Source organism: Streptacidiphilus sp. EB103A (assembly GCF_041261405.1).
Classification (GTDB): Bacteria; Actinomycetota; Actinomycetes; order Streptomycetales; family Streptomycetaceae; genus Streptacidiphilus.
Genome location: NZ_JBGCAQ010000001.1, coordinates 526,055 through 546,530 on the forward strand (window position 1 = coordinate 526,055; position 20,476 = coordinate 546,530).

Annotated in this window: 14 protein-coding genes; 7 read left to right on the forward strand and 7 right to left on the reverse strand. The window is 72.9% G+C overall.

The genetic code is table 11. The annotated features are described in order from the left end of the window. Positions 1-41: 41 nt before the first annotated feature. Positions 42-1,310, reverse strand: a complete 1,269-nt coding sequence (locus tag ABH941_RS02355; protein ID WP_370126831.1) for a peptidase S8 — start codon at positions 1,308-1,310, stop codon at positions 42-44. A 305-nt stretch (positions 1,311-1,615) separates the two neighbouring features. Here ABH941_RS02355 and ABH941_RS02360 point away from each other — a divergent pair, with 305 nt between their 5' ends. Then, entirely contained in the window at positions 1,616-4,033 is a 2,418-nt protein-coding gene (locus tag ABH941_RS02360) for a Tex family protein (protein ID WP_370126832.1), read from the forward strand. Between the two features lie 159 nt (positions 4,034-4,192). Here the strand turns inward: ABH941_RS02360 and ABH941_RS02365 are convergent, their stop codons facing one another. From ABH941_RS02365 to ABH941_RS02380, 4 genes are read right to left on the reverse strand one after another with little or no spacing between them, the layout of a single operon-like run. Then, positions 4,193-5,860 (reverse strand): glycoside hydrolase family 13 protein, encoded by a 1,668-nt coding sequence (locus tag ABH941_RS02365; protein WP_370126833.1) that lies wholly within the window; start codon positions 5,858-5,860, stop codon positions 4,193-4,195. A 35-nt stretch (positions 5,861-5,895) separates the two neighbouring features. Further along, positions 5,896-8,883 (reverse strand): AAA family ATPase, encoded by a 2,988-nt coding sequence (locus tag ABH941_RS02370; protein WP_370126834.1) that lies wholly within the window; start codon positions 8,881-8,883, stop codon positions 5,896-5,898. Next, the gene (locus ABH941_RS02375) at positions 8,883-10,046 is read right to left on the reverse strand and encodes an exonuclease SbcCD subunit D (RefSeq protein ID WP_370126835.1); all 1,164 of its coding nucleotides are present in this window, start codon (positions 10,044-10,046) and stop codon (positions 8,883-8,885) included. Before ABH941_RS02375 ends, ABH941_RS02370 begins: the two co-directional genes overlap by 1 nt. 46 nt (positions 10,047-10,092) lie before the next feature. Next, positions 10,093-10,734 (reverse strand): maleylpyruvate isomerase N-terminal domain-containing protein, encoded by a 642-nt coding sequence (locus ABH941_RS02380; RefSeq protein WP_370126836.1) that lies wholly within the window; start codon positions 10,732-10,734, stop codon positions 10,093-10,095. Positions 10,735-10,819: 85 nt separating this feature from the next. Between ABH941_RS02380 and ABH941_RS02385 the strand changes: the two genes are divergently transcribed. Beyond that, positions 10,820-12,247: an ATP-binding protein gene (locus tag ABH941_RS02385; protein WP_370126837.1), complete on the forward strand. Its 1,428-nt coding sequence runs from the start codon at positions 10,820-10,822 to the stop codon at positions 12,245-12,247. Positions 12,248-12,280: 33 nt separating this feature from the next. Further along, positions 12,281-12,745, forward strand: a complete 465-nt coding sequence (locus ABH941_RS02390; protein ID WP_370126838.1) for a phage tail protein — start codon at positions 12,281-12,283, stop codon at positions 12,743-12,745. Between the two features lie 84 nt (positions 12,746-12,829). On the opposite strand, the gene ABH941_RS02395 is transcribed toward ABH941_RS02390, so the two are convergent. Continuing rightward, the gene (locus ABH941_RS02395; RefSeq protein ID WP_370126839.1) at positions 12,830-14,398 is read right to left on the reverse strand and encodes an MFS transporter; all 1,569 of its coding nucleotides are present in this window, start codon (positions 14,396-14,398) and stop codon (positions 12,830-12,832) included. 155 nt (positions 14,399-14,553) lie between these two features. On the opposite strand from ABH941_RS02395, the gene ABH941_RS02400 reads away from it, so the two are divergent. Further along, positions 14,554-15,423, forward strand: coding sequence for a hypothetical protein (locus ABH941_RS02400; RefSeq protein ID WP_370126840.1), 870 nt, complete (start codon positions 14,554-14,556; stop codon positions 15,421-15,423). 67 nt (positions 15,424-15,490) lie between these two features. Here ABH941_RS02400 and ABH941_RS02405 read toward each other — a convergent pair whose 3' ends face one another. Then, a complete protein-coding gene (locus ABH941_RS02405; RefSeq protein WP_370126841.1) occupies positions 15,491-16,252 on the reverse strand; it encodes a MerR family transcriptional regulator in 762 nt (253 codons plus the stop codon). Positions 16,253-16,458: 206 nt separating this feature from the next. Between ABH941_RS02405 and ABH941_RS02410 the strand changes: the two genes are divergently transcribed. From ABH941_RS02410 to ABH941_RS02420, 3 genes are all read left to right on the forward strand, one after another. Further along, positions 16,459-17,259 (forward strand): MHYT domain-containing protein, encoded by an 801-nt coding sequence (locus tag ABH941_RS02410; RefSeq protein WP_370127065.1) that lies wholly within the window; start codon positions 16,459-16,461, stop codon positions 17,257-17,259. A 73-nt stretch (positions 17,260-17,332) separates the two neighbouring features. After that, positions 17,333-20,068: a nitrate- and nitrite sensing domain-containing protein gene (locus ABH941_RS02415; RefSeq protein ID WP_370126842.1), complete on the forward strand. Its 2,736-nt coding sequence runs from the start codon at positions 17,333-17,335 to the stop codon at positions 20,066-20,068. Beyond that, on the forward strand, positions 20,040-20,471 hold the full coding sequence (locus tag ABH941_RS02420) for a roadblock/LC7 domain-containing protein (protein WP_133997865.1): 432 nt from the start codon (positions 20,040-20,042) through the stop codon (positions 20,469-20,471). The genes ABH941_RS02415 and ABH941_RS02420 overlap by 29 nt, the downstream gene beginning before the upstream one ends. Positions 20,472-20,476 lie beyond the last annotated feature (5 nt).

The following is a 20,476-nucleotide window of genomic DNA, read 5'->3' on the forward strand; positions in this document are numbered from 1 at the left end:
CGACCCGGCGGTCGGCGCCCTCCCCCGTTCGTGACGGAACGTCAGCCCGCGAAGGCGGTGGTCCCGCTCGGGGTGCCGAGGCCGGTCGGGCCGTCGTAGCCGGTCTCCGCGGTGCACAGGTACGCCGGGGAGCAGGTGGAGGTCGAGCCGGTGGTCACGTCGTTGAGCGAGGACGTGTGGGCGTAGGGGAAGGACGCCGGGTAGGAGCTGGTGGACGGGGTGCCGGCCAGCGCGTAGACGGCGGCGATGAACGGCGAGGCGACGCTGGTGCCACCGAAGGTGTACCAGCCGCTGACGCCGTAGGTGTCGTAGACGGAGACGCCGGTCGCCGGGTCGGCGACGGCGGACACGTCGGCGACGGTGCGCTTGGTGCAGCCGGTGTCGGTCTGCCAGGTGGGCTTGGTCTCGTAGGAGGAGCAGCCGGAGCCGGCGCCCTCGGTGCTACTGGTGGACCAGACGCTCTCGGTCCAGCCGCGGGTGGTGGAGGTGGCCTTGACCAGGCTGGTGCCGCCGACGGCGGTGACGTACTGGGAGGCGGCCGGGTACTCGACGCCGTAGCCGGAGTCACCGGAGCTGACGGTGATCGCGACACCGGCGTGCTTGTAGTAGGAGGTGTCGTAGCTGGTCTCGGAGGAGGACTCGGAGCCGCCGTAGCTGTTGGAGACGTACTTGGCGCCGAGCTTGACGGCCTCGTTCACCGCGGTGCCCAGGTTGACGTACGAGGCCGACTTGGCCTCGACCAGCAGGATGTTGCAGTTCGGGCAGGCGGCGCTGACCATGTCCAGGTCGAGCGATATCTCCTCGGCCCAGCCGGTGTTGCCGCTGGGCAGGGAGGTGGTGCTGCCGGTCTGGCTGACCTGCTTGAAGCAGCCGCTGGCCACGGTGCAGGCGGACAGGCCGTAGTAGGAGCGGTAGGCGGCCAGGTCGGACGCGGCGTTGGGGTCGTTGTAGGCGTCCACGATGGCCACGGTCTCGCCGGAGCCGTTGCTGGCCGAGGCGGAGGTGAGGCCGTAGGCGCTGCGCAGGTCGGTCGGGCCGAAGCCGGACGGGCTGGAGGTGCTGGCCAGGGGCGCGACGCTCTTGCCCTGGCTGGCGGCCTTGGCTGCCATGTAGGCGGTGGTGCCGCCGGTGACGCGCTTGGCGTTGCAGGACGCGTACCCGGCCGCCGGGGTGGCGGCACAGACGTTGGTCCAGCTGACGCCGATCTTGGGAGTTGCGGCGATCGTGCCGGCGTCGGCGGGGGCCGACACCGCGAGAGCGGACACGGTGAGAGCCACCGCGCCGATCAGCGTGGTCAGTAGCTTGCGCAAGGCGCTGCCTCCAGGAGTTGTGCTCGGGGGAACCGGGGGCCGTGCTGAATCGCCCTGAAGCTAAGGTTGACGAAGCACCAACAACAAGGTGGGTTCACCGGGATTTACCTGCGCGTCACAAATGTGCGGCGTTCTTGACGATTTCTCCCTGGGATGACAGCTGGTTCACAGGCTGCGGGCAAGGGGAAACCCTCTACTCGGTCACCTTCGGGGTGCCGACAACCCGCCGGGGCCGGTGGTTTTCCCCGGTGCGCCCGGCGCGGCAGAATGCAGGTGGCATCCCTGCGAGAGAGTGGTAACCGCGCGTGACCCTTCAGACAGCGTCCATCCAGCAGACCATCGCCGAGGAGCTCGGTGTACGGGCCGGGCAGGTTCAGGCGGCGGTCGACCTGCTCGACGGCGGGGCGACCGTGCCCTTCATCGCCCGCTACCGCAAGGAGGCCACCGGCGAGCTCGACGACGCCCAGCTGCGCACCCTGGAGGAGCGGCTGCGCTACCTGCGCGAGCTGGAGGAGCGCCGGGCCGCGGTCCTGGAGTCGATCCGCAGCCAGGGCAAACTGGACGAGGCCCTGGAGGCGCAGATCCGCGCCGCCGACTCCAAGGCCCGGCTGGAGGACATCTACCTCCCCTACAAGCCCAAGCGCCGGACCAAGGCCCAGATCGCCCGCGAGAACGGGCTGGAGCCGCTGGCCGAGCTGCTGCTCGCCGACCCGACCCGGGACCCGCAGACCGAGGCGGCCGGGTACCTCGGCGAGAACGTCGCCGACACCGCGGCGGCGCTGGAGGGGGCCAGGTCGATCCTGGTCGAGCGCTTCGGCGAGGACGCCGACCTGCTGGGCGAGTTGCGCGAGCGGATGTGGGGCCGGGGCCGGCTCTCGGCGAAGGTCCGCGACGGCAAGGAGGAGGCCGGGGCCAAGTTCTCCGACTACTTCGACTTCGCCGAGCCCTTCGTCAAGCTGCCCTCGCACCGGGTGCTGGCGATGCTGCGCGGCGAGAAGGAGGACGTCCTCGACCTCACCATGGAGCCCTACGCCGACGAGGCCGACGCCGAGGCCCCCGGCGGCTACGAGTCCCGGATCGCCCAGAAGTTCGAGATCAGCGACCGCGGCCGGCCCGCCGACCGCTGGCTGCTGGACACCGTCCGCTGGGCGTGGCGCACCCGGCTGCTGGTGCACCTGGGCATCGACCTGCGGCTGCGGCTGCGCACCGAGGCCGAGGACGAGGCGGTCCGGGTCTTCGCCGCCAACCTGCGCGACCTGCTGCTCGCCGCCCCGGCCGGCACCCGGGCCACCCTCGGCCTGGACCCGGGCTTCCGCACCGGGGTGAAGGTCGCCGTGGTGGACGCCACCGGCAAGGTCGTCGCCCATGACACCATCCACCCGCACGTTCCCGCCAACCGCTGGGACGAGTCCATCCACTCGCTGGCCAAGCTGTGCGCGGCGCACCGGGTCGAGCTGATCGCGATCGGCAACGGCACGGCCTCGCGGGAGACGGACAAGCTGGCCGGGGACCTGATCAAGCGTCACCCCGAGCTGAAGCTCACCAAGGCCGTGGTCTCCGAGGCGGGCGCCTCGGTCTACTCGGCCTCGGCATTCGCCTCGCAGGAACTGCCCGAGCTCAATGTTTCGATCCGCGGTGCGGTCTCCATCGCCCGGCGGCTCCAGGACCCGCTGGCGGAGCTGGTCAAGATCGACCCCAAGTCGATCGGCGTCGGCCAGTACCAGCACGACCTCTCCGAGGCCAAGCTGTCCCGCTCGCTGGACGCGGTGGTCGAGGACTGCGTCAACGGCGTCGGCGTGGACGTCAACACGGCCTCCGCGCCGCTGCTGACCCGGGTGTCCGGCATCGGCGCGACCCTGGCCGACAACATCGTGGCGCACCGTGACGCCAACGGCCCGTTCCGCAGCCGCGAGGCGATCAAGGAGGTGGCCCGGCTCGGCCCGAAGGCGTTCGAGCAGTGCGCGGGCTTCCTGCGGATCCCCGGCGGCGACGACCCGCTGGACGGCTCCAGCGTGCACCCCGAGGCGTACCCGGTGGTGCGGAAGATCCTCACCGCCACCGGCGGGGAGCTGAAGACACTGATCGGCAACGGCACGGTGCTGCGCGGGCTGCGTCCGTCGGACTTCGCGGACGAGCAGTTCGGTGTGCCGACGGTCACCGACATCCTGCGCGAGCTGGAGAAGCCGGGCCGCGACCCGCGGCCGGCGTTCCGTACGGCGGCGTTCAAGGAGGGCGTGGAGAAGCTCTCCGACCTGGAGCCGGGGATGCTGCTGGAGGGCACCGTCACCAATGTCGCGGCCTTCGGCGCCTTCGTCGACATCGGCGTCCACCAGGACGGCCTGGTCCATGTCTCGGCGCTGTCCAGGACCTTCGTCAAGGACCCGCGCGAGGTGGTGAAGTCCGGGGACATCGTCCGGGTGAAGGTGCTGGAGGTGGACATCCCGCGCAAGCGGATCTCGCTGACGCTGCGTCTGGACGACGAGGCCAAGCCCAAGCAGGAGCGCGGCCCTCGCGGCCAGCAGCAGGCGCAGGGACAGGGCCAAGGTCAGGGCCAGCGGCAGCAGGGTCAGGGACAGGGCCAGCGGCAGCAGGGTCAGGGGCAGGGCCAGGACCGCAGGGCGCCGCAGCCCCGGCGGGAGAACCCGCGCGGTGGCGGCGCCCCGGCGCCGGCGGCCAACAGCGCCATGGCGGACGCCCTGCGCAGGGCGGGTCTGACCCGCTGACCGGGGCCACTGTGCCATCAACTGATGGCACAGTGGATCCTGGTGCGCCAATGGTCCGGACGTCCGGTTCCGCACTCGTACGATGATCCAAGGAAGTCCCCATCCGCTCCCCCGTGCGGAAGGGGGCTTCCGCTGTTTGTAGCCGAGATCGACCGAGGGCTATTCGGTCCGGCGCAGCCAGACGGCCGTGTCCGTGGGCAGCAGGCCCCCGTCCAGCGGCCCGCTCGCCAGCAGCAGTTCGGACTGCCCGGGCAGGGCGACCGGGGTCGCCCCCAGGTTCACCATGCAGCGGAAGCCGCCGGGGCGGGTGAAGTCCAGCACGTCCGGCGCGGACGGCTGCCACTCCATCGGTCCGTCGCCGAGCCCGGGCTCCGCGCGGCGCAGCCGCAGGCCGGTCCGGTAGAGCTCCAGGTGCGATCCGGGCGCCCCGGACTCGGCCGCCGCGGTGCGGTCCTTCCAGGCGGCCGGCTGGACGTCCAGCCATGGCGGCGCGTCCCCGTCGCCAGCACTGAAGCCGAACGGGCGCTCGGTGCCGCTCCACGGCAGCGGGACCCGGCAGCCGTCCCTGCCCCGGTCGACATGGCCGGAGCGCACCCAGGTCGGGTCCTGGCGCAGCTCGTCCGGGATGTCCTCGACCTCCCACAGGCCCAGCTCGTCGCCCTGGTAGACGTAGACGCCCCCGGGGAGGGCGAAGGTCAGCAGCGCGGCGGCGCGGGCCCGGCGGGTGCCCAGGTCCAGGTCGACCGGGCGGCCGAAGCGTCCGGCCCGGTCGAAGTCGTAGGTGGTGTCGGCGCGGCCGTAGCGGGTGACATGGCGGGTGGTGTCGTGGTTGGACAACACCCAGGTCGGCGGGGCGCCCACCAGCGCGTGCGAGGACAGCGTGTCGTCGATCACGTCGCGCAGCTCGGCCGCATCCCAGGCGGACTTCAGCAGCGGGAAGTTGAAGGCGGTCTGCAGCTCGTCGGGGCGCAGGTAGCGGGCGAATCGGGCCGGGTTGTTCTCCCACAGCTCGGCGACGAACACGCGCTCCCCGGGGTAGGAGTCGATGATGGCGCGCCAGCTGCGGTAGATCTCGTGCACCCCCTCCTGGTCCCGCCAGGGGTCGGGGCGGCCGTGGTGCCCGGCGGAGTCGGGCAGGCCCTGCTCCTTGACCAGGTGGTCGGTGACGTCGATGCGGAAGCCGTCGACGCCGCGGTCCAGCCAGAACCGCAGGATGGACTCGAACTCGGCGCGGACCGCCGGATTGTCCCAGTTCCAGTCCGGCTGCTCGGGCGCGAACATGTGCAGGTACCACTCGCCGGGCCGGCCCTCGGCGTCGGCGGTGCGCTGCCAGGCGGAGCCGCCGAAGTGGGCCTGCCAGTCGTTGGGCGGCAGGTCCCCGCCGGGGCCGCGTCCGGGGCGGAAGTGGAACAGCGCGCGCTCGGGGGAGCCGGGGGCCGCCGCCAGCGCCGCCCGGAACCAGGGGTGCTGGTCCGAGCAGTGGTTGGGGACCAGGTCGACGATGGTCCGCAGCCCCAGCTCATGGCCCTCGGCTATCAGCGCCTCGGCCTCGGCGAGGGTGCCGAAGGCCGGGTCGATGTCGCGGTAGTCGGCGATGTCGTAGCCGCCGTCCGCGAGCGGTGAGACGTACCAGGGCGAGATCCACAGGGCGTCCACGCCCAGCTCCACCAGGTAGGGGAGCCGGCTGCGGATGCCGGCGACATCACCGGTGCCGTCGCCGTCGCCGTCCATGAAGCTGCGTGGGTACACCTGGAAGATGGCCGCCCCGCGCCACCACGGCTGACTCCCCGTCGACTGCTCCGTCGCCTGCTCCGTCAATTTCGTCATCCTCCATGCCCGAGGTCGGGATCCTGCTGTCCCCCTTACCCGGGGACATGCTGCCGCAACGTCGAACCGTCGCGTCCCTTGCGGACCTCCAGCTGGGTGGGGATGCGCCCGCGCAGGTCCGCGACATGGCTGACGATGCCCACGGCCCGGTCCCGCTCGCGCAGCCGGTCCAGCACGTCCAGGACGTCCTCCAGGGTGTCCTCGTCCAGGGAGCCGAAGCCCTCGTCGATGAACAGGGTGTCCAGCGGCATGCCGCCCGCCTCGTCGGTCACCACGTCCGCCAGGCCCAGGGCCAGGGCCAGCGAGGCGAAGAAACTCTCGCCGCCGGAGAGCGTGGAGGTGTCCCGTTCCTGGCCGGTCCAGGCGTCCAGGACGCTGAGGCCCAGACCGGAACGGCCGCCGCCCCTGGCCCGCAGATCCGTGTGCGCCAGCGAGTAGCGGCCCTGGGACATCACCGCCAACCGCGCCCCGGCCGCCGCGGCGACCTGTTCCAGACGGGCCGCCAGCACATAGGTCTCCAGCGACATCCGGAAGCGGTTGCCGCTGCTGGTCCCGGCGGCGAGCCCGGCCAGACCGGCGACGGTGGCGTGCTCGGCGGCCAGCGGCCCCAGCCGCCGCAGCTCGTCGGCGAGCCCGCCGCTGAGCCGGTCCAGCGCGGCGCGGCGGTCGCCGGCGGCCCGCACCCGGGCGTAGGCCTGGCGCAGCTGCTGCTCGGCGGCGCGGTCGGCGGCCTGCTCGGCCCCGGGGTCGGCCGCCGGCAGCCGTACGGCGGCCAGCAGGTCCGCGTCGGCCAGCTCGGTACGGACCCGCGCCAGCTCGGCGCGGTGCTGCTCGACCTCGCTGCGCAGCCGCAGCGCCTCGGCGGCGGGGAGCGCCGCCCGCTCGGCCTCGCCCGGATCGGCGAAGCCCTCCCGCTCGGCCGCGGCCCGGGCCGAGGCCTCGGCCCGGGCCAGCGCTGCCGCCCCGGCCGCCGCCTCCCGTACGGCGGCCACCGCCTGGTTCAGCAGCTCGACGCGCGGCTCCAGCTCGGCCACCCGCGCGGCCACCGACACCGCGCCGGAGCGGCCGCGCTCCAACTCGGCCGCCAGCCGGGCCTGTTCCACGGCCAGGGCGTCCAGACCGGCGGTGCGGGCGGCCAGCATCGAGGCGGCCTGAACGGCGGCCTCGCTGCGCAGGGCCTGCTCGTGCTGCAGCCGGTCCAGCTCCTCCTGGGCCCGGAGCCCGGCCGCCGCCTCCCGCTGAGCCTCGGCGTGCTCGGCGCTCACCTGCTCGGCGGCCGCGCGCAGTTCGGCGACCGGTCGGTCACCGGCGACGGCGGCCAGGGAACCGATCTGCCGACGCAGCTCCTGGACGTCCTCGCGGGCGGTCTCGACGCGGGCCACCGCGTCCCGGTGGGCCTGCTCGGCCTGGTGCTCCTGCTCCCGGGTGACCTGTCCGGGCCCGGGCCGGGCGGGCGCGGGGTGCTCGGCGGAGCCGCACACCGGGCAGGGCCCGCCCTCGGCCAGCCGCGCCGCCAGCTCGGCCGCCATGCCCTGCAGCCGCCGTTCGCGCAGGTCCAGCCAGCGTTCGTGGGCCTGCGCGGCGCTCTCCCGCAGGGTCAGTTCGCGCTGCTCGAAGGCCGACAGCCGGTTTCCCAGCGACTCGGCGCGCTCGGCGGCCTCGCAGCGCTGCCGCAGCTCGGCGAGTCGGCCGTCGAGTTGCTCGGCCCGCGCCGTGGCCAGCTTCGCCCGGTCCAGCGACGCGGTGGCCTGCTCCCGGAGCCCGGGCCACTGCTCCAACCACTCCACGGCGTCGGTCCGCCGGGCCTCCGCGTCGTCGCGCTCGGCCTCCAGGCGCAGGCGGGAACGCTCATTGCCGTGGAACTGCTCCTCGGCCGGCAGCAGCGCCCGCAGACCACCGAGCTCCTCGCGGGTCGCGTGCTCGGCCGCCGCCAGCTGCTCGGCGCCGGGCGGGTCGCCGATGGCGGGAGGCAGTGCGGCCCGGGCCTGCTGCTCGGCCGCCTCCAGGCGACGCTGGGTCAGCAGCGCCTGCTGATGCAGCGTCAGCAGCGGGGCCACGGCCTCGGCGCGGCGGGCCCGCTCCAGCCGGGCCTCTGCCGCCGACCGCTCCCCGGACCGCGCCTCCAGCTCGTGCGCCTGCCGGACCGCGCGCCGGTGCCGCTGCTGACGGTCCGCCAGCACCTCCACCGCGCGGGCCCGTTCGGCGGCCAGGTCGCGGCGGTCGACAGCGAGCCGGTGCCAGGACTCGGCGGCCGCCAGCTGCTCCCGGGCCTCCACCCGGAGCTGGGCGGCCCAGCCGAGGCCGTCCGCATCCACGTCCACCGGCGCCGGGTCGTCGGTGCCGGCCGCCTCACGCAGCCGCTCCAGCCGGGAGCCGATCTCCCCGCGCACCGCCTGGCAGGCCTTCTCCGCCTGCTGGCGACGCTCCGTCAGCCAGCCCTCCACCGCGCCGAAGCGCGCGGTGTCGAACAGCCGCCCGAGCAGCTCGGCCCGCTCGGGGGCGCCGGCGTGCAGAAAACGGGCGAAGCCGCCCTGGGGGAGCAGCACCACCTGGCAGAACTGCTCCCGGCTCATACCCAGCAGCTGCTGGATCTCGGCGCCGATCTCCTGATGCGCGCTGCTGCTCGCCCGCCAGGAACCCCCGTCCGCATCCCCGCTGTCGACCGTCCACTCCCGCAGCAGCGTCTGTGCCTTGTCGGTGGTCACCCCCTGGCCGCGCTTCTTGGCCCGCACCTGCTCGGGGCTCCGGGTGAGCTCCAACCGGCGGCCCCCCAGGGTGAGTTCCAGCACCACCTCGGTGCGTACGTCCGGCGCGGCGTGGTCGCTGCGCAGCCTGGTACGGGGGCGGCTGCCGGGCAGCGTCCCGTACAGGGCGTAGCAGACCGCGTCGAGGACGCTGCTCTTGCCCGCGCCGGTCGCACCGCGCAGCAGGAACAGGCCCCCGGCCGCCAGGGCGTCGAAGTCCACGGTCTGGGTGTCGGCGAACGGGCCGAACGCGGTGACGGCCATCCGGTGCAACCGCATCAGCGCCCACCCCCCTCGGCGAGCGCGGCCGCACCAGCGGCTTCGGTCGCCTCGCGCAGCAGCAGCTCCTCGTCCGGTCCCGGGCCGCTGCCCCGGACATGCCGGACGAAGCCGAGCGCGATCTCGGTGTCGCTGCGCCCCCGGGTCCGCGCGGCATAGGAGGGCAGCCCGTCGGCGAGCTCGCCCTCGGGCTCGAACGCCAGCTGCAGCGCGTACGGGAACCGGGCCCGCAATCGCTCCATGGCCCGGTCGGGGCGCCCGGGGTCGGTCAGCACGGCCTGGACCCAGGACTGTTCGTGCCGGGCCAGCTCCGGATCCTCCAGCAGCCCGTCCAGCCGCCCGCGCAGGCAGGCGAGGGCCCGCGGCACCGGGCAGTCGATCCGTCGGGCCGCGACCTCGCCCTCCGGGCCGAGATCGACCAGCCACATGCTCTTGCGCTGCGCCGCCTCGGAGAAGGAGTAGGCGAGCGGGGAACCGCTGTAGCGCACTCGCTCGCTGATGGTCTGACACCCGTGCAGATGCCCCAGCGCCGCGTAGTCGACCCCGTCGAACACCGACGCGGGGACGCTGGGCACCCCGCCCACGGCGATGTCCCGCTCGCTGTCGCTCACCTCACCGCCCACCACGAAGGCATGCGCGAGCACCACGGAGCGCGTCACCTCGGGACGGGCCGCCAGATCCGCGCGGACCCTCCCCATGGCCGCCGCCAGCACCGCCGCATGGCTCACCCTCTCGGCCCCGAGCCCGGCCCCCACCAGCGCGGGTTCCAGATACGGCAGCCCGTACACCGCCACCGGACCGTGCGCGTCGGCGAGCAGCACCGGCTCCCCGCACCGCTCCGGCTCGGTCCGCAGATGCACCCCGGCCCGCTCGATCAGCCGGGCGGCCACCCCCAGCCGCCGCGCCGAGTCGTGGTTTCCGGCGATCAGCACCACCGGCACCCCCAGCCCGGCCAACTCCCGCAGCACCCGGTCGAACAGCTCCACCGCCCCCAGCCCAGGGATGGCCCGGTCGTACACATCCCCGGCCACCAGCACGGCGTCGACCTCCTCGGCCCGCACCGTGGCGACCAGGTGATCGAGGAAGGCACGCTGCGCCGGAAGCAGGTCCTCCCGATGGAGGGTCCGCCCCAGATGCCAGTCGGAGGTGTGCAGCAGTCGCATGGTCAACGACAGTAACAACCGCCACTGACAACGGGCCCCGTACCGTTCAGTCCCTGGGCTCCCCGTACCAGCGCCAGGTGCTGAGCCGGGGGCGGCCGGGGAGTTCGGCGCGCCCGGTGCACCAGAGCAGGGCGGTCCAGGGGTCGGTGTCCTCGGGGGCGTCGGGGAAGAGTCTGGCCAGTGCGCGTGCGCAGAGCTCCGCCGGAGGCTTCCAGTCCAGGTCGAGCCCGGCCGCCAGGTCGTGCGTGTGCACCAGGGTCTCCACGATCCCCATCGCGGCGAAGCCCTCGGGGTCCGCGTTGCCGAAGACATGGTGGGCGCGCACTGTGGCAGGCGTCGTCCGCACCATGGCGACAAGCAGCGCCCCGCTCGCCTCCAGCACCTGCATCAGCCCGTCCGGCCCCGCCGCACGGTCCGCGAACACGACATTCGCCGGCCCCGCCGCCCGCCTCCGCTCCCACACGAACGGCACCTCCCGCTCCGACGGCGGCGTACGGAGCCCGAGTTGTGCCGCGTACGCGAAGAGATCGTCCGCCAGATGCTCGACCGTCTCCCAGCAGGTCCACTCCAACGACCCGGCGTCGCGGTCCCACGCATCAGCCGACGCCTGGCCGAGGAGGTCCACCGAGAGCCGCACCGCAAGGTCGAGGTCGTCCGGGGTCACCGGGCCGACTGATGATCGAGTCATGATAATGCTTCCTCTAGAGATAGTATCTCTTGCGATACTATCTCTGAGGCTAGAGTTTTGGACGACTACGACAGGATCTCGTCTCATGCAACGCTTCATCGGTCGGGATCGCGAGCTGCGTACGCTGCGTGCTGCGCTCGGTGAGGTTCGCGGAGCCATGGGCGATGCCCAGCCCGGCCAGTGCGTGCTGATGCGTGGTCGGCGGCGTGTCGGCAAGTCGACGCTGGTCGAGGAGTTCCTCCGGCAGGAGGCGGTGCCCAACCTGTTCTTCACCGCTGCCGGCGGCTCCACCGAGGATGAACTGGCAGAGCTGCTCGATGCCGTCCTCGGTTCCACCCTGCCGGATCGTGCCCTGTTCGCCGAGGAGACGCCGAGCCAGTGGAACGCGGCCTTCCGGCTGCTGGCGGAGATCCTTCCCGACGACACCCCGAGTGTGGTGGTGATCGACGAGGTGCCCTATCTCATGGAGCGCATCGACGCCTTTGAGGGCATGCTGCAGCGGGCCTGGGATCGGCTGTTCAGCCGCAAGCCCGTCCTGCTGCTGCTGGTCGGCTCGGACCTGTCGATGATGGAAGCCCTCAACAGCTACGACCGTCCGTTCCATCAGCGAGGGCGTGAGATGGTCGTGGGCCCGCTCAGTCCGGCTGACATCGCAGAGATGCTTGATCTTGAGCCCGCCGACGCCTTCGACGCCGCGCTGATCACAGGAGGGCTTCCACTGGTCTGCCGTGAATGGCAGGCCGGGACGTCCATGTGGGACTTCCTTGACACGGCCTTGCAGAATCCGATCTCGGCCCTGCTGGTCTCGGCGGAACGGTCGCTGGCGGCGGAATTCCCCCCGCAGGCGATGAGCAGGGAGGTGCTGCGGGCGATCGGGTCGGGTGAGCGGACTTTCACCAATATCGCCCGGGCCGCCGGTGGCATCTCCCACAGCACCCTCACTCGAGCCGCCGACATGCTGATCGACAAACGCGTCGTCGCGGCAGAACTCCCGATCTCCCTGCACCCCTCCAAGGAGCGCCGTTACCGAGTGGCGGATCCTTATCTGCGCTTCTGGCTGGCATTCCTCGGCCCGCACATGGCGGAGATCGAACGCATGCGAGGGGATCTCACCCTGGCCCGCATAAGGGAACAGTGGACAAGCTGGCGAGGCCGCGCCGTCGAACCACTGATCCGCGAGTCGCTCGCCCGTGTCCTGCCGGACGGCGATCTCCCGGCTGCACCTGTCGTCGGCGGCTACTGGACCCGCAGCAATGACGTCGAGATCGATCTCGTGGGCGCCGACCGTCAGCCGGTGGCCAGACGGCTGCTGTTCGTGGGCTCGGTCAAGTGGCTGGAGACGTCGACGTTCGATGCCCATGACCTGGCCGCACTGCACAAGCACCGAGCCGCGCTCACCGACGATCCCGTCCCACTCGTCGCGGTCTCCAGAAGCGGCGTCAGCTGCTCCGGGCTTCAGGCGAGCTACGGCCCGGAGGTTCTGCTCGGTGCGTGGCGCCGGGAGTGGCACTAAAGTCGCCTTGACAGATCGTCTTCAGGAGGATCCATGCCGTACGTCGTCGACTTTGTGAATGTGTCCACCGTCGGCTTGGAATCGTCCCCGGTCGCGAAGTCCCTCGCCGGACTGCGCGCCAACGAGGCGCGCTATTTCAAGAACAAGTACGATCACGTCTTCACCGTCAGCCCGGCAAGCGAGGCACCCGAGACGCTCGACCGGGTGAACCGCATTCTCGCCCAGGAGCGCGAGATCGTCATCTCCGCCCGCCCGCTGGAGGCGACTTCCTTCGACGTGGACGGTCTGCGGATGGACTATGTGTTCTACGAGTCCGGCCTGTCGATCAACGTGATGTACGGCATCGAAGAAGGAGCGAAGCGCGCAGTCGGGTTCAAGCTCTCGGAGGGCATGGACGTTCCCGAGGAGTTGGCCACGCGCTTCAAGTTCGCGCGTCAGAAGTCAAAGCTGGCCGGCGTGATCCGCGGCTCCTACTTTGTGATCAAGGGGCAGTACTGAGCTGCGTGCCTGGGTACGGAGCCACTGCCCGCCCGGGTCCCTGCAGGACCGGGGCGGGCAGTGGCTCGTGGAGGTGTCGCGGGGTCAGGCCTTGGCGTCGGCCTGGACCCGGGCGTCTTCCAGGGCTTCCGCCTGGGCCTCGGCCTTGAGTTCGGCCTTGGCCTCGGCGAGGACCGCGGTGGCGACCGGGGTGGTGGCCATGGGGCGGCTGTGGCGGGTGAGGCCGAAGAGGGCCACGGCGATGGTGAGCAGCAGGGCTCCGGCGGCGAGGACGAAGCCGGTGGTGAACTGGCTCTCGGCGGGCAGCGGGGGGACGCCGGCCGGGAGGCCGCTGATCAGCTTGGAGGCCAGCAGCGAGGTGACCACGGCGGAGGCGATGGAGCTGCCGACGGACCGGGAGATGGAGTTGATGCCGTTGGCGATCCCGGTCTGCTCGACCGGGACGCTGGCCGCGATCAGGGCCGGCATCGAGGCGTAGCCGAAGGCGATGGCGATACCGGCGAGGATGCCGGCGGCGATCACGTTCGGAGTGGAGCCGTGGCCCCAGGCGAGCCAGGCGAAGCCGGCGACGCCGACCAGCGAGCCGATGGCGAGGGTGTAGCGGGCGCCGATGCGGCGGACCAGGATGCCGCCGACGGGTGCGGCGACCAGCGAGACCAGGGTGCTGGGCAGCAGGTACTCGGTGGAGGCGCGCAGCACGGAGGCGGTGAAGCCGTATCCGGCCAGCTGCGCCGGCATCTGCACCAGGTAGGAGACGCCGATGAACATCGCGAAGGAGGCGAAGCCGACGAACAGTCCGGCGACGTTGGTGAAGGCGACCTGGCGGTGGACGAACATCTTCATGTCGACCAGCGGGTTGGCGACCTTGCGCTCGACCAGGACCCAGACCGCCGCCATCACCACCGCGCCGACGAAGCAGCCGATGATCCGGCCGGAGGACCAGCCCCAGGTGTGGCCCTGGGAGATGCCCAGCAGCAGCAGGACCAGGAAGACGGCCAGCGTGCTCGCGCCCAGGAAGTCGATGCGGCCGCCGGTGCGGACGCCGCCGTCGGGGACCAGGAAGGCGACGGCGATCAGGGCCAGCGCCGAGACGCCGGTGGAGAACCAGAACACCGAGTGGTAGTCGGGGTGGGCGCCCTGGGTGAGCAGCCCGGTGACGACCAGGGACAGCCCGCTGCCGAAGGCGAGGGTGCTGCTGACCAGCGCCATCGCGCCGTGCAGCTTCTCGCGCGGGACCTCGTCACGGATGATCGACAGCGCCAGCGGGAAGATCGCGGTGGCCGAGCCCTGAAGCACCCGGGCGACGATCAGCAGCGCCAGCGAGGTGGTGGCCGCCGCCAGTACCGAGCCGATCACCATGACCACCAGGACGGCCAGCAGGGTGCGCTTCTTGCCGTACTGGTCGCCGACGCGGCCCAGCAGCGGGGTGAACACGGCGGCCGAGAGCAGCGTGGCGGTGGTGACCCAGCTGACGCCGGCGGCGCTGGCGTGCAGGTCGGTGCCGAGCAGCGTCAGGATCGGGATGACCTGGGTCTGCGCCATGGCGACGACCACAGCCGCCAGCCCGAGCGCGGCGATCAGCGGGGTGCTGCCGCGCCGCGCGGACGCGGACGCCGGCGCTGGGGCGGTTGAGGGGGAGACGGCGTGGCTCATGGTGTGGCAGCGGTCCTTCGAAAGGTTCAGGTACTGGATGCTTTAGTTCATCAAGCAATAATGAGGACCTTAGGCCCAATGCTTTAGGTAGTCAAGTTAAAAGGTTCAGTGCAGCAAGTGTTCACACACCGAAGCACCTGTCCTACGCTGAGCGCATGCGACCCCTGGAGCTGCGGATCACCCGCTCGATGCGCGACCTGCTGGAGCCCTACCACCTGGCCGTGGTCTTCGCGCCCGCCGCGCTCGCCGTCTTCAAGGAGGCCGGCCTGGACCGCCCCTGGAGCCCCTACTTCGCCGGGCGGATCGCGCCCCTGGGCGAGGCCGGCACCCCTGTGGTCGACGCGATCTTCTACCACTTCGCCCCCGCGCTGACGGCGCTGGAGCTGTCCTTCGTGCGCGACTGCGGTGCCGAGAAGCTGCTCGGACTGCGTCTCGAAGCCGTGGACGCGGGGCTTCGTGACTCCCTCGGGGCGGAGCTGCTCGCCTCGCCGGAGCTGGCCGAGGCGGCGGAGCTCGCCGTCGAGGCCGCGGCGGCCTGCGCCGCCGCGCCCTACGGACGGCCGCTCGGCGCGGCCAACGCGGCGCTCCCGGTGCCGGACCAGCCGCATCTGGCGCTGTGGCAGGCGGCGACCACCCTGCGCGAGTGGCGCGGTGACGGCCACAACGCCGCGCTGCTCGCTGCCGAACTGGACGCGGTCGAGGCGCTGACCAGCATCGTCGCCACCGGAGCCGAGCGCAGGAGGAGCCTGCAGCCCCGGCGCGGCTGGGACGACGCCGCCTGGCAGGCCGGGATCGAGCGGCTGGCCGCGCGCGGGCTGCTCACCGCGGAGGGCGAACTGACGCCGGCCGGCGCCGCCCTGCGCGAGCAGGTCGAGTCGATGACGGACCGTCTGGCCGCCGCGCCCTGGCGGGCCCTGGGCCCGGAGCGCTGCCGCCGGCTGCACGAGCTGGCCGCGCCGCTGAGCGCGCGGGTGGCCGAGTCGATGGGGCTGCGGATGCCGGTCGGCGACTTCCCCGAGGCCTGACCGTCCCCAGGACCTGACCGTCCCCAGGACCTGACCGTCCCCAGGGCTGGACCGGGTACGCCGGGGCTCAGTGCGACGGATCCTCACGGGCCGCGCGGCTCAGCACCGCGCCCAGCTCGCCCTGCACCCTGCGGTCCATCGCCAGTGCGAACTCCACGTCGACCACGGTCCGGGCCACCGGCCGCAGCCGGGCCAGGGTGTCGGCGAGGCGTGCCGTCTCACCCGTCGTCAGCCGTGAACCCAGCTTTCCCAGCAGCTGCTTGTTCACCAGGTCGACGAAGAGGTCGGCGAGGGCGTCCGCGCTGGCCCTGACGCCGTGCGCGGCCTCCAGCACCGCGACCAGCGGGATGCCCTCGGCGACCAGTTCGGCGGACGCGTCCAGGAGCCGGCGGCTGATGTGGCTGACCCGGTCGCCGTCCACGGTCAGGTAGCCGAGCGCGACCGCCTCGGCCAGGGCCTCGGCGTCGGCCTGGCCCGAGTAGGCCCGGTCCAGCTCGGTGCGTGTCATCGGCACCGGGGTCTCCTCCGACCACGGAGTCGCTATCGCCGCTTCCAGGCCCAGCAGTTCGGCCACGTCGCGGCCGCTCTCCCAGGCCGCGAGCAGTTCGGCGATCCCGCCGAGGGTGTGGCCGCGCTCCAGCAGATCGGCGATGATCCGCAGCCGGGCCAGATGGTCCTCGGAGTACCAGGCGATCCGGCCCTCGCGCCGGGGCGGGGGCAGCAGCCGCTTCTCGCGGTAGAAGCGCAGGGTGCGTACCGGGATTCCGGCCTCCCTGGCCAGGTCCTCGGTGCGGAACTCACGCTGGGGGTGCGCCGGTCTGTCGCTCACCTTCACGAGCCTAGTGGCACCGCTTCCGGGGCGAGGCGGACGGAAGCAGACCAGTGCAGCACATATGGCGCGGGAGTGCCGAACTTTCGCAGGAATTCAGGTAATCGGGCGAACACAGCGAGTAGCGTCCCCGGCGCCCGGTGAGCGGATTGCTGAACCGGCGCACGCCCACGACACAGGGAGGTGCCATGCCCGGAATGCCTGGAATGGGAAGCATGACCGAGCTCGGCTACGGCTGGCTCACCCCGATCCTGTCCTATGCGATGGCCGTCCTCGGCTCCGCCCTCGGCCTGCGCTGCACGGTCCGGGCGCTGACCGCGGAGGGCCGATCCAAACGCAACTGGCTGCTGACCGCCGCCGCGGCGATCGGGTCGGGGATCTGGACCATGCACTTCGTCGCCATGCTCGGCTTCACCGTCACCGGCTCGGAGATCCGCTACGACGTCCCGCTCACCGTGCTCAGCCTGCTGGTGGCGGTGTTCTTCGTGGCCCTGGGCGTCTTCGCCGTCGGTTATGGCCGGCACCGGGGTCGGGCGCTGCTGGTGGGCGGGTTCACCACCGGGCTCGGCGTCGCCGCCATGCACTACCTGGGCATGTACGCGCTGCGCCTGCACGGCGCCGTCGGCTACCGCCCGGCGACGGTCGCGGTCTCCGTGCTGATCGCGGTAGTGGCCGCGACGGCCGCGCTCTGGGCCGGGCTGAACATCCGCGGCCCGGTGGCCGCCGGCGCGGCGGCGCTGGTGATGGGCGTCGCCGTCAGTTCCATGCACTACACGGGGATGGCCGCGGTCACCGTCGCGGTCCGTCCCGACCAGGCCACGCTGCCCGGGGCGACGGTGATGCAGTTCGTCTTCCCGCTGGTGGTGGGACTGGGCTCGTTCCTGTTCCTGACCGCGGCGTTCGTCGCACTGTCACCCACCGCCCAGGAGCGGGCCGCCGCGGTCGGCGCCGAGCAGCTGCGGGCGCAGGCCGCGCCCGCGGCCGCCCCGGCCTCGCCGTCGCTCTGAGCCAAAGCCGTCCGAGCGAAAGCCATCCGAGGGAAAGCCGGCAGACCAGCCGATGAAGCGGAATGAGGATCGTATGCGCCGACCACGGGGGGCTGCCCCGGTCACCGACGCGGGCCGTGACCGTGCAGGTCGTCCCCGCCCCGCCCACGCCGGTCCGCCCGCCGCCGACGAGCCGCCGCTGCCGACCCGCTCCCCGGAGCCCGGCGACGACGGTCCGGGCCGTTCGCTGGCGCCCAGGTCCGTCCGCGCCCGGGTGATCTGCCTGCTGATGGTCCCGGTCGTGTCGCTGATCGCGCTGTGGGGCTTCGCCACCGTCACCACGGCTCAGAACGTCGACGCCCTGGTGCGGCTGAAGCAGGTGGACGCGACCCTGCTCACGCCGGTCGCCGCCACCGTCGGCGCGCTCCAGGGCGAGCGCACCGCGGCCGCCGCCTACGTCGCCGACCCCGATCAGGCCCGCGCCTCGGCGCTCGCGGCGGCCTCCGGCGCCACCGACCGCACGATGGCGGTGCTGGACGGCGACGTCCGGGTCGGCGCCGCCGCCAGCGCCGGGCTCAGCGCCGCGCTGCCGTCCAGGCTGGATGCCCTGGGCACGGCGAGCGACGGGCTCGCCGAGCTGCGGCACCAGGTCACCGGCCGCATCGTCGGCTGGCAGTCCGTCATCACCGGCTACGGGACGGTGATCGAGGCCGCCTTCGGCGTCGACGGCGCGCTCGCCGAGGCCCAGCAGGGGACCGCGCAGGACACCGCGATCGCCTCGGACGCCCGGGTGCTGCTGCAGCTCGCCAGGGCCGATGAACTGCTGGCCCGCGAGGACACCGCCGTGCAGGCGGCCCAGGCGGCCGGGCGGATGAGCCAGGACCAGTACGCGGAGTTCACCGGCGCGCTCTACGCCCGGCAGGCCCTGCTCGGCGGCGCCGTGGCCGATCTGCGTCCGGCCGACCGGGACGCCTGTCTGGCGGTGCTGAACGGCAGTCAGGCCAAGGCCCTGGCCCAGCTGGAGGCCACCGTCAAGACGCAGGGAGCCGGCACCGGAGCGGTGCGGCAGGTCCCGGCGGGCAGCTGGTCCGCCGCCGCGCACTCGATCCGGCAGCAGCTGGCGGCCGTCGAGACCGCGGCGGGCGCCAGCGCCACCGCGAGCGCCGACCCGTACCGCATCGTCTTCCTCAGCAGGAACGGCGCGGCCATGCTGCTGGGGCTGCTGGCGGTGATCGTCTCGCTGGTGGTGTCGGTGCGGATCGGACGCGACCTGGTGCAGGAGCTGGTCGGGCTGCGCAACTCCGCGCTCGACCTGGCCCTGCGCAGGCTGCCGGAGGCGCTGGGCAGGCTGCGCGCGGGCGGCGAGGTGGACGTCGAGGCCGAGGCGCCGCAGGTCCGGGCTGGCAGCGACGAGCTGGGCCAGGTCGGCGAGGCGCTCAGCACGGTTCACCGGGCCGCGCTCCGGGCCGCGATCGAACGCGCCGGGGTGGCCAGGGTGCTGGTCAATCTGGCCCGGCGCAGCCAGGTGCTGGTGCACCGTCAGCTGTCGCTGCTGGACGGGATGGAGCGGGCGGCCGACGACCCGGCCGAGCTGGAGGGGCTGTTCCGGCTGGACCACCTCACCACCCAGATGCGCCGGCACGCCGAAGGCGTGATCATCCTGTCCGGCGCGGTCCCCGGACGGGCCTGGCGCCGGTCGGTCCCGCTGCTGGACGTGGTCCGTTCGGCGGTCTCCGAGGTCGAGGACTTCGCCCGGGTGGAGGTGCGCGACCTGCCGGGGGCCTCGGTGGTCGGCAAGGCCGTGGCCGACCTCACCCACCTGGTGGCCGAGCTGGTCGAGAACGCGACCAGCTTCTCGCCCCCGCACACCAAGGTGGTCCTCGGCGGCGAGCAGGTGGGCACCGGCTATGTGCTGGAGATCGAGGACCGGGGGCTGGGCATGGGCCGGGAGGCGGTGGCCGAGGCCAACCGCAGGATCGCCGACGCACGGCAGGCCGACCTGTTCGACACCGACCAGTTCGGACTCTTCGTGGTCAGCCGGCTGGCGAAACGCCATGACATCCAGGTCTCGCTGCGGACCTCCGCCTACGGCGGGACCACGGCGGTGGTGCTGCTGCCGAACGCCCTGCTGGAGGAGGTGGGGCCGAGTCGGCGCGCCACGCCCGAGCAGCGGCCACCGCAGCGGACGCGCGAGCGGTCCGAGCCGGCGCCGGTGGTCGGCGGCTCCGTGCCGGGCGGTTCGCACCCGGGCCACACCGGGCCGAGCGGCCCGGTGCCGGCCGGCTCCGTGCCGGGTCGGACCGCGAAGGGCGGCCCGGGCCGGGTCTCGGCGGGCGGCCCCCCGCGGCGTGAGTCCGCGCAGGGCGCCCCGGCGCCGAGCGGTTCCGTGCCGGGCGGCCGTGGGCCCGGTCGGGCGGGGCCCGGAGGCGGTCCCGTGCCGCGGCCGGTGCCGGACCCGGTGGCCGAGCCGGCTCCACGTCCGGCCGAGGTGCGCGGTCCCGCCACCGTCCCGGCCCGGCCGCCGGCCTCCCACCCCGCGGCGGCCGCCGCCCCCACCGGGGAGGACGAACTGCCGCACCGGGTCCGCCAGGCCAGCCTGGCGAGCCAGCTGCGCGAGGCCCCCAAGGACCGTCCGGCCCGGAACGCCGACGCGACCGGGACGACCCGCAGCCCCGAAGGCGCCCGGGCCACCATGACGGCCCTCGCCGAGGGCTGGACCAGGGGCCGGAACTCCCCGATGCCGCACCATGTCGCGCCGCCCCGGCGCCATCTGAGAATCCAGCAGGAGAGCGAGACAACCGATGCCCGTGACGATGAACTACTCCGGTGAGCTCAACTGGCTCCTGGACGAGCTGGTGTCCCGGGTCGGCCAGATCCGGCACGCCGTGGTGCTCTCCGGGGACGGCCTGGCGCTGGGCCTCTCGGCCGGAATGACCCGCGAGGACGGCGAGCACCTGGCGGCCGTCGCCTCGGGCTTCCACAGCCTGGCGAAGGGGGCCGGCCGGCACTTCGAGGCCGGTGACGTCCACCAGACGATGATCGAGTTCGACAGCGGCTTCCTCTTCGTCGTCGCCGCCGGGTCCGGCACCTGCCTGGCCGTCTTCAGCGGCGCCGACGCCGACATCGGCCTGGTCGCCTACGAGATGGCACGCATGGTCCGCCGGGTCGGCGAGCACCTGCACACCCCGCCGCGATCGGGCCCCGACGCGGCCGACGACCCCGCAGCGGGCTGACCCGG

Excerpts from the sequence above, each read along its gene's own strand:
- ABH941_RS02385 (WP_370126837.1), top strand. The coding sequence starts at position 10,820 with ATGCAACGCTTCATCGGTCGGGATCGCGAGCTGCGTACGCTGCGTGCT.
- ABH941_RS02395 (WP_370126839.1), bottom strand. The coding sequence starts at position 14,398 with ATGAGCCACGCCGTCTCCCCCTCAACCGCCCCAGCGCCGGCGTCCGCG.
- ABH941_RS02375 (WP_370126835.1), bottom strand. The coding sequence starts at position 10,046 with ATGCGACTGCTGCACACCTCCGACTGGCATCTGGGGCGGACCCTCCAT.
- ABH941_RS02370 (WP_370126834.1), bottom strand. The coding sequence starts at position 8,883 with ATGCGGTTGCACCGGATGGCCGTCACCGCGTTCGGCCCGTTCGCCGAC.
- ABH941_RS02420 (WP_133997865.1), top strand. The coding sequence starts at position 20,040 with ATGCCCGTGACGATGAACTACTCCGGTGAGCTCAACTGGCTCCTGGAC.
- ABH941_RS02400 (WP_370126840.1), top strand. The coding sequence starts at position 14,554 with ATGCGACCCCTGGAGCTGCGGATCACCCGCTCGATGCGCGACCTGCTG.
- ABH941_RS02380 (WP_370126836.1), bottom strand. The coding sequence starts at position 10,734 with ATGACTCGATCATCAGTCGGCCCGGTGACCCCGGACGACCTCGACCTT.
- ABH941_RS02365 (WP_370126833.1), bottom strand. The coding sequence starts at position 5,860 with ATGACGAAATTGACGGAGCAGGCGACGGAGCAGTCGACGGGGAGTCAG.
- ABH941_RS02390 (WP_370126838.1), top strand. The coding sequence starts at position 12,281 with ATGCCGTACGTCGTCGACTTTGTGAATGTGTCCACCGTCGGCTTGGAA.
- ABH941_RS02410 (WP_370127065.1), top strand. The coding sequence starts at position 16,459 with ATGGGAAGCATGACCGAGCTCGGCTACGGCTGGCTCACCCCGATCCTG.
- ABH941_RS02415 (WP_370126842.1), top strand. The coding sequence starts at position 17,333 with ATGCGCCGACCACGGGGGGCTGCCCCGGTCACCGACGCGGGCCGTGAC.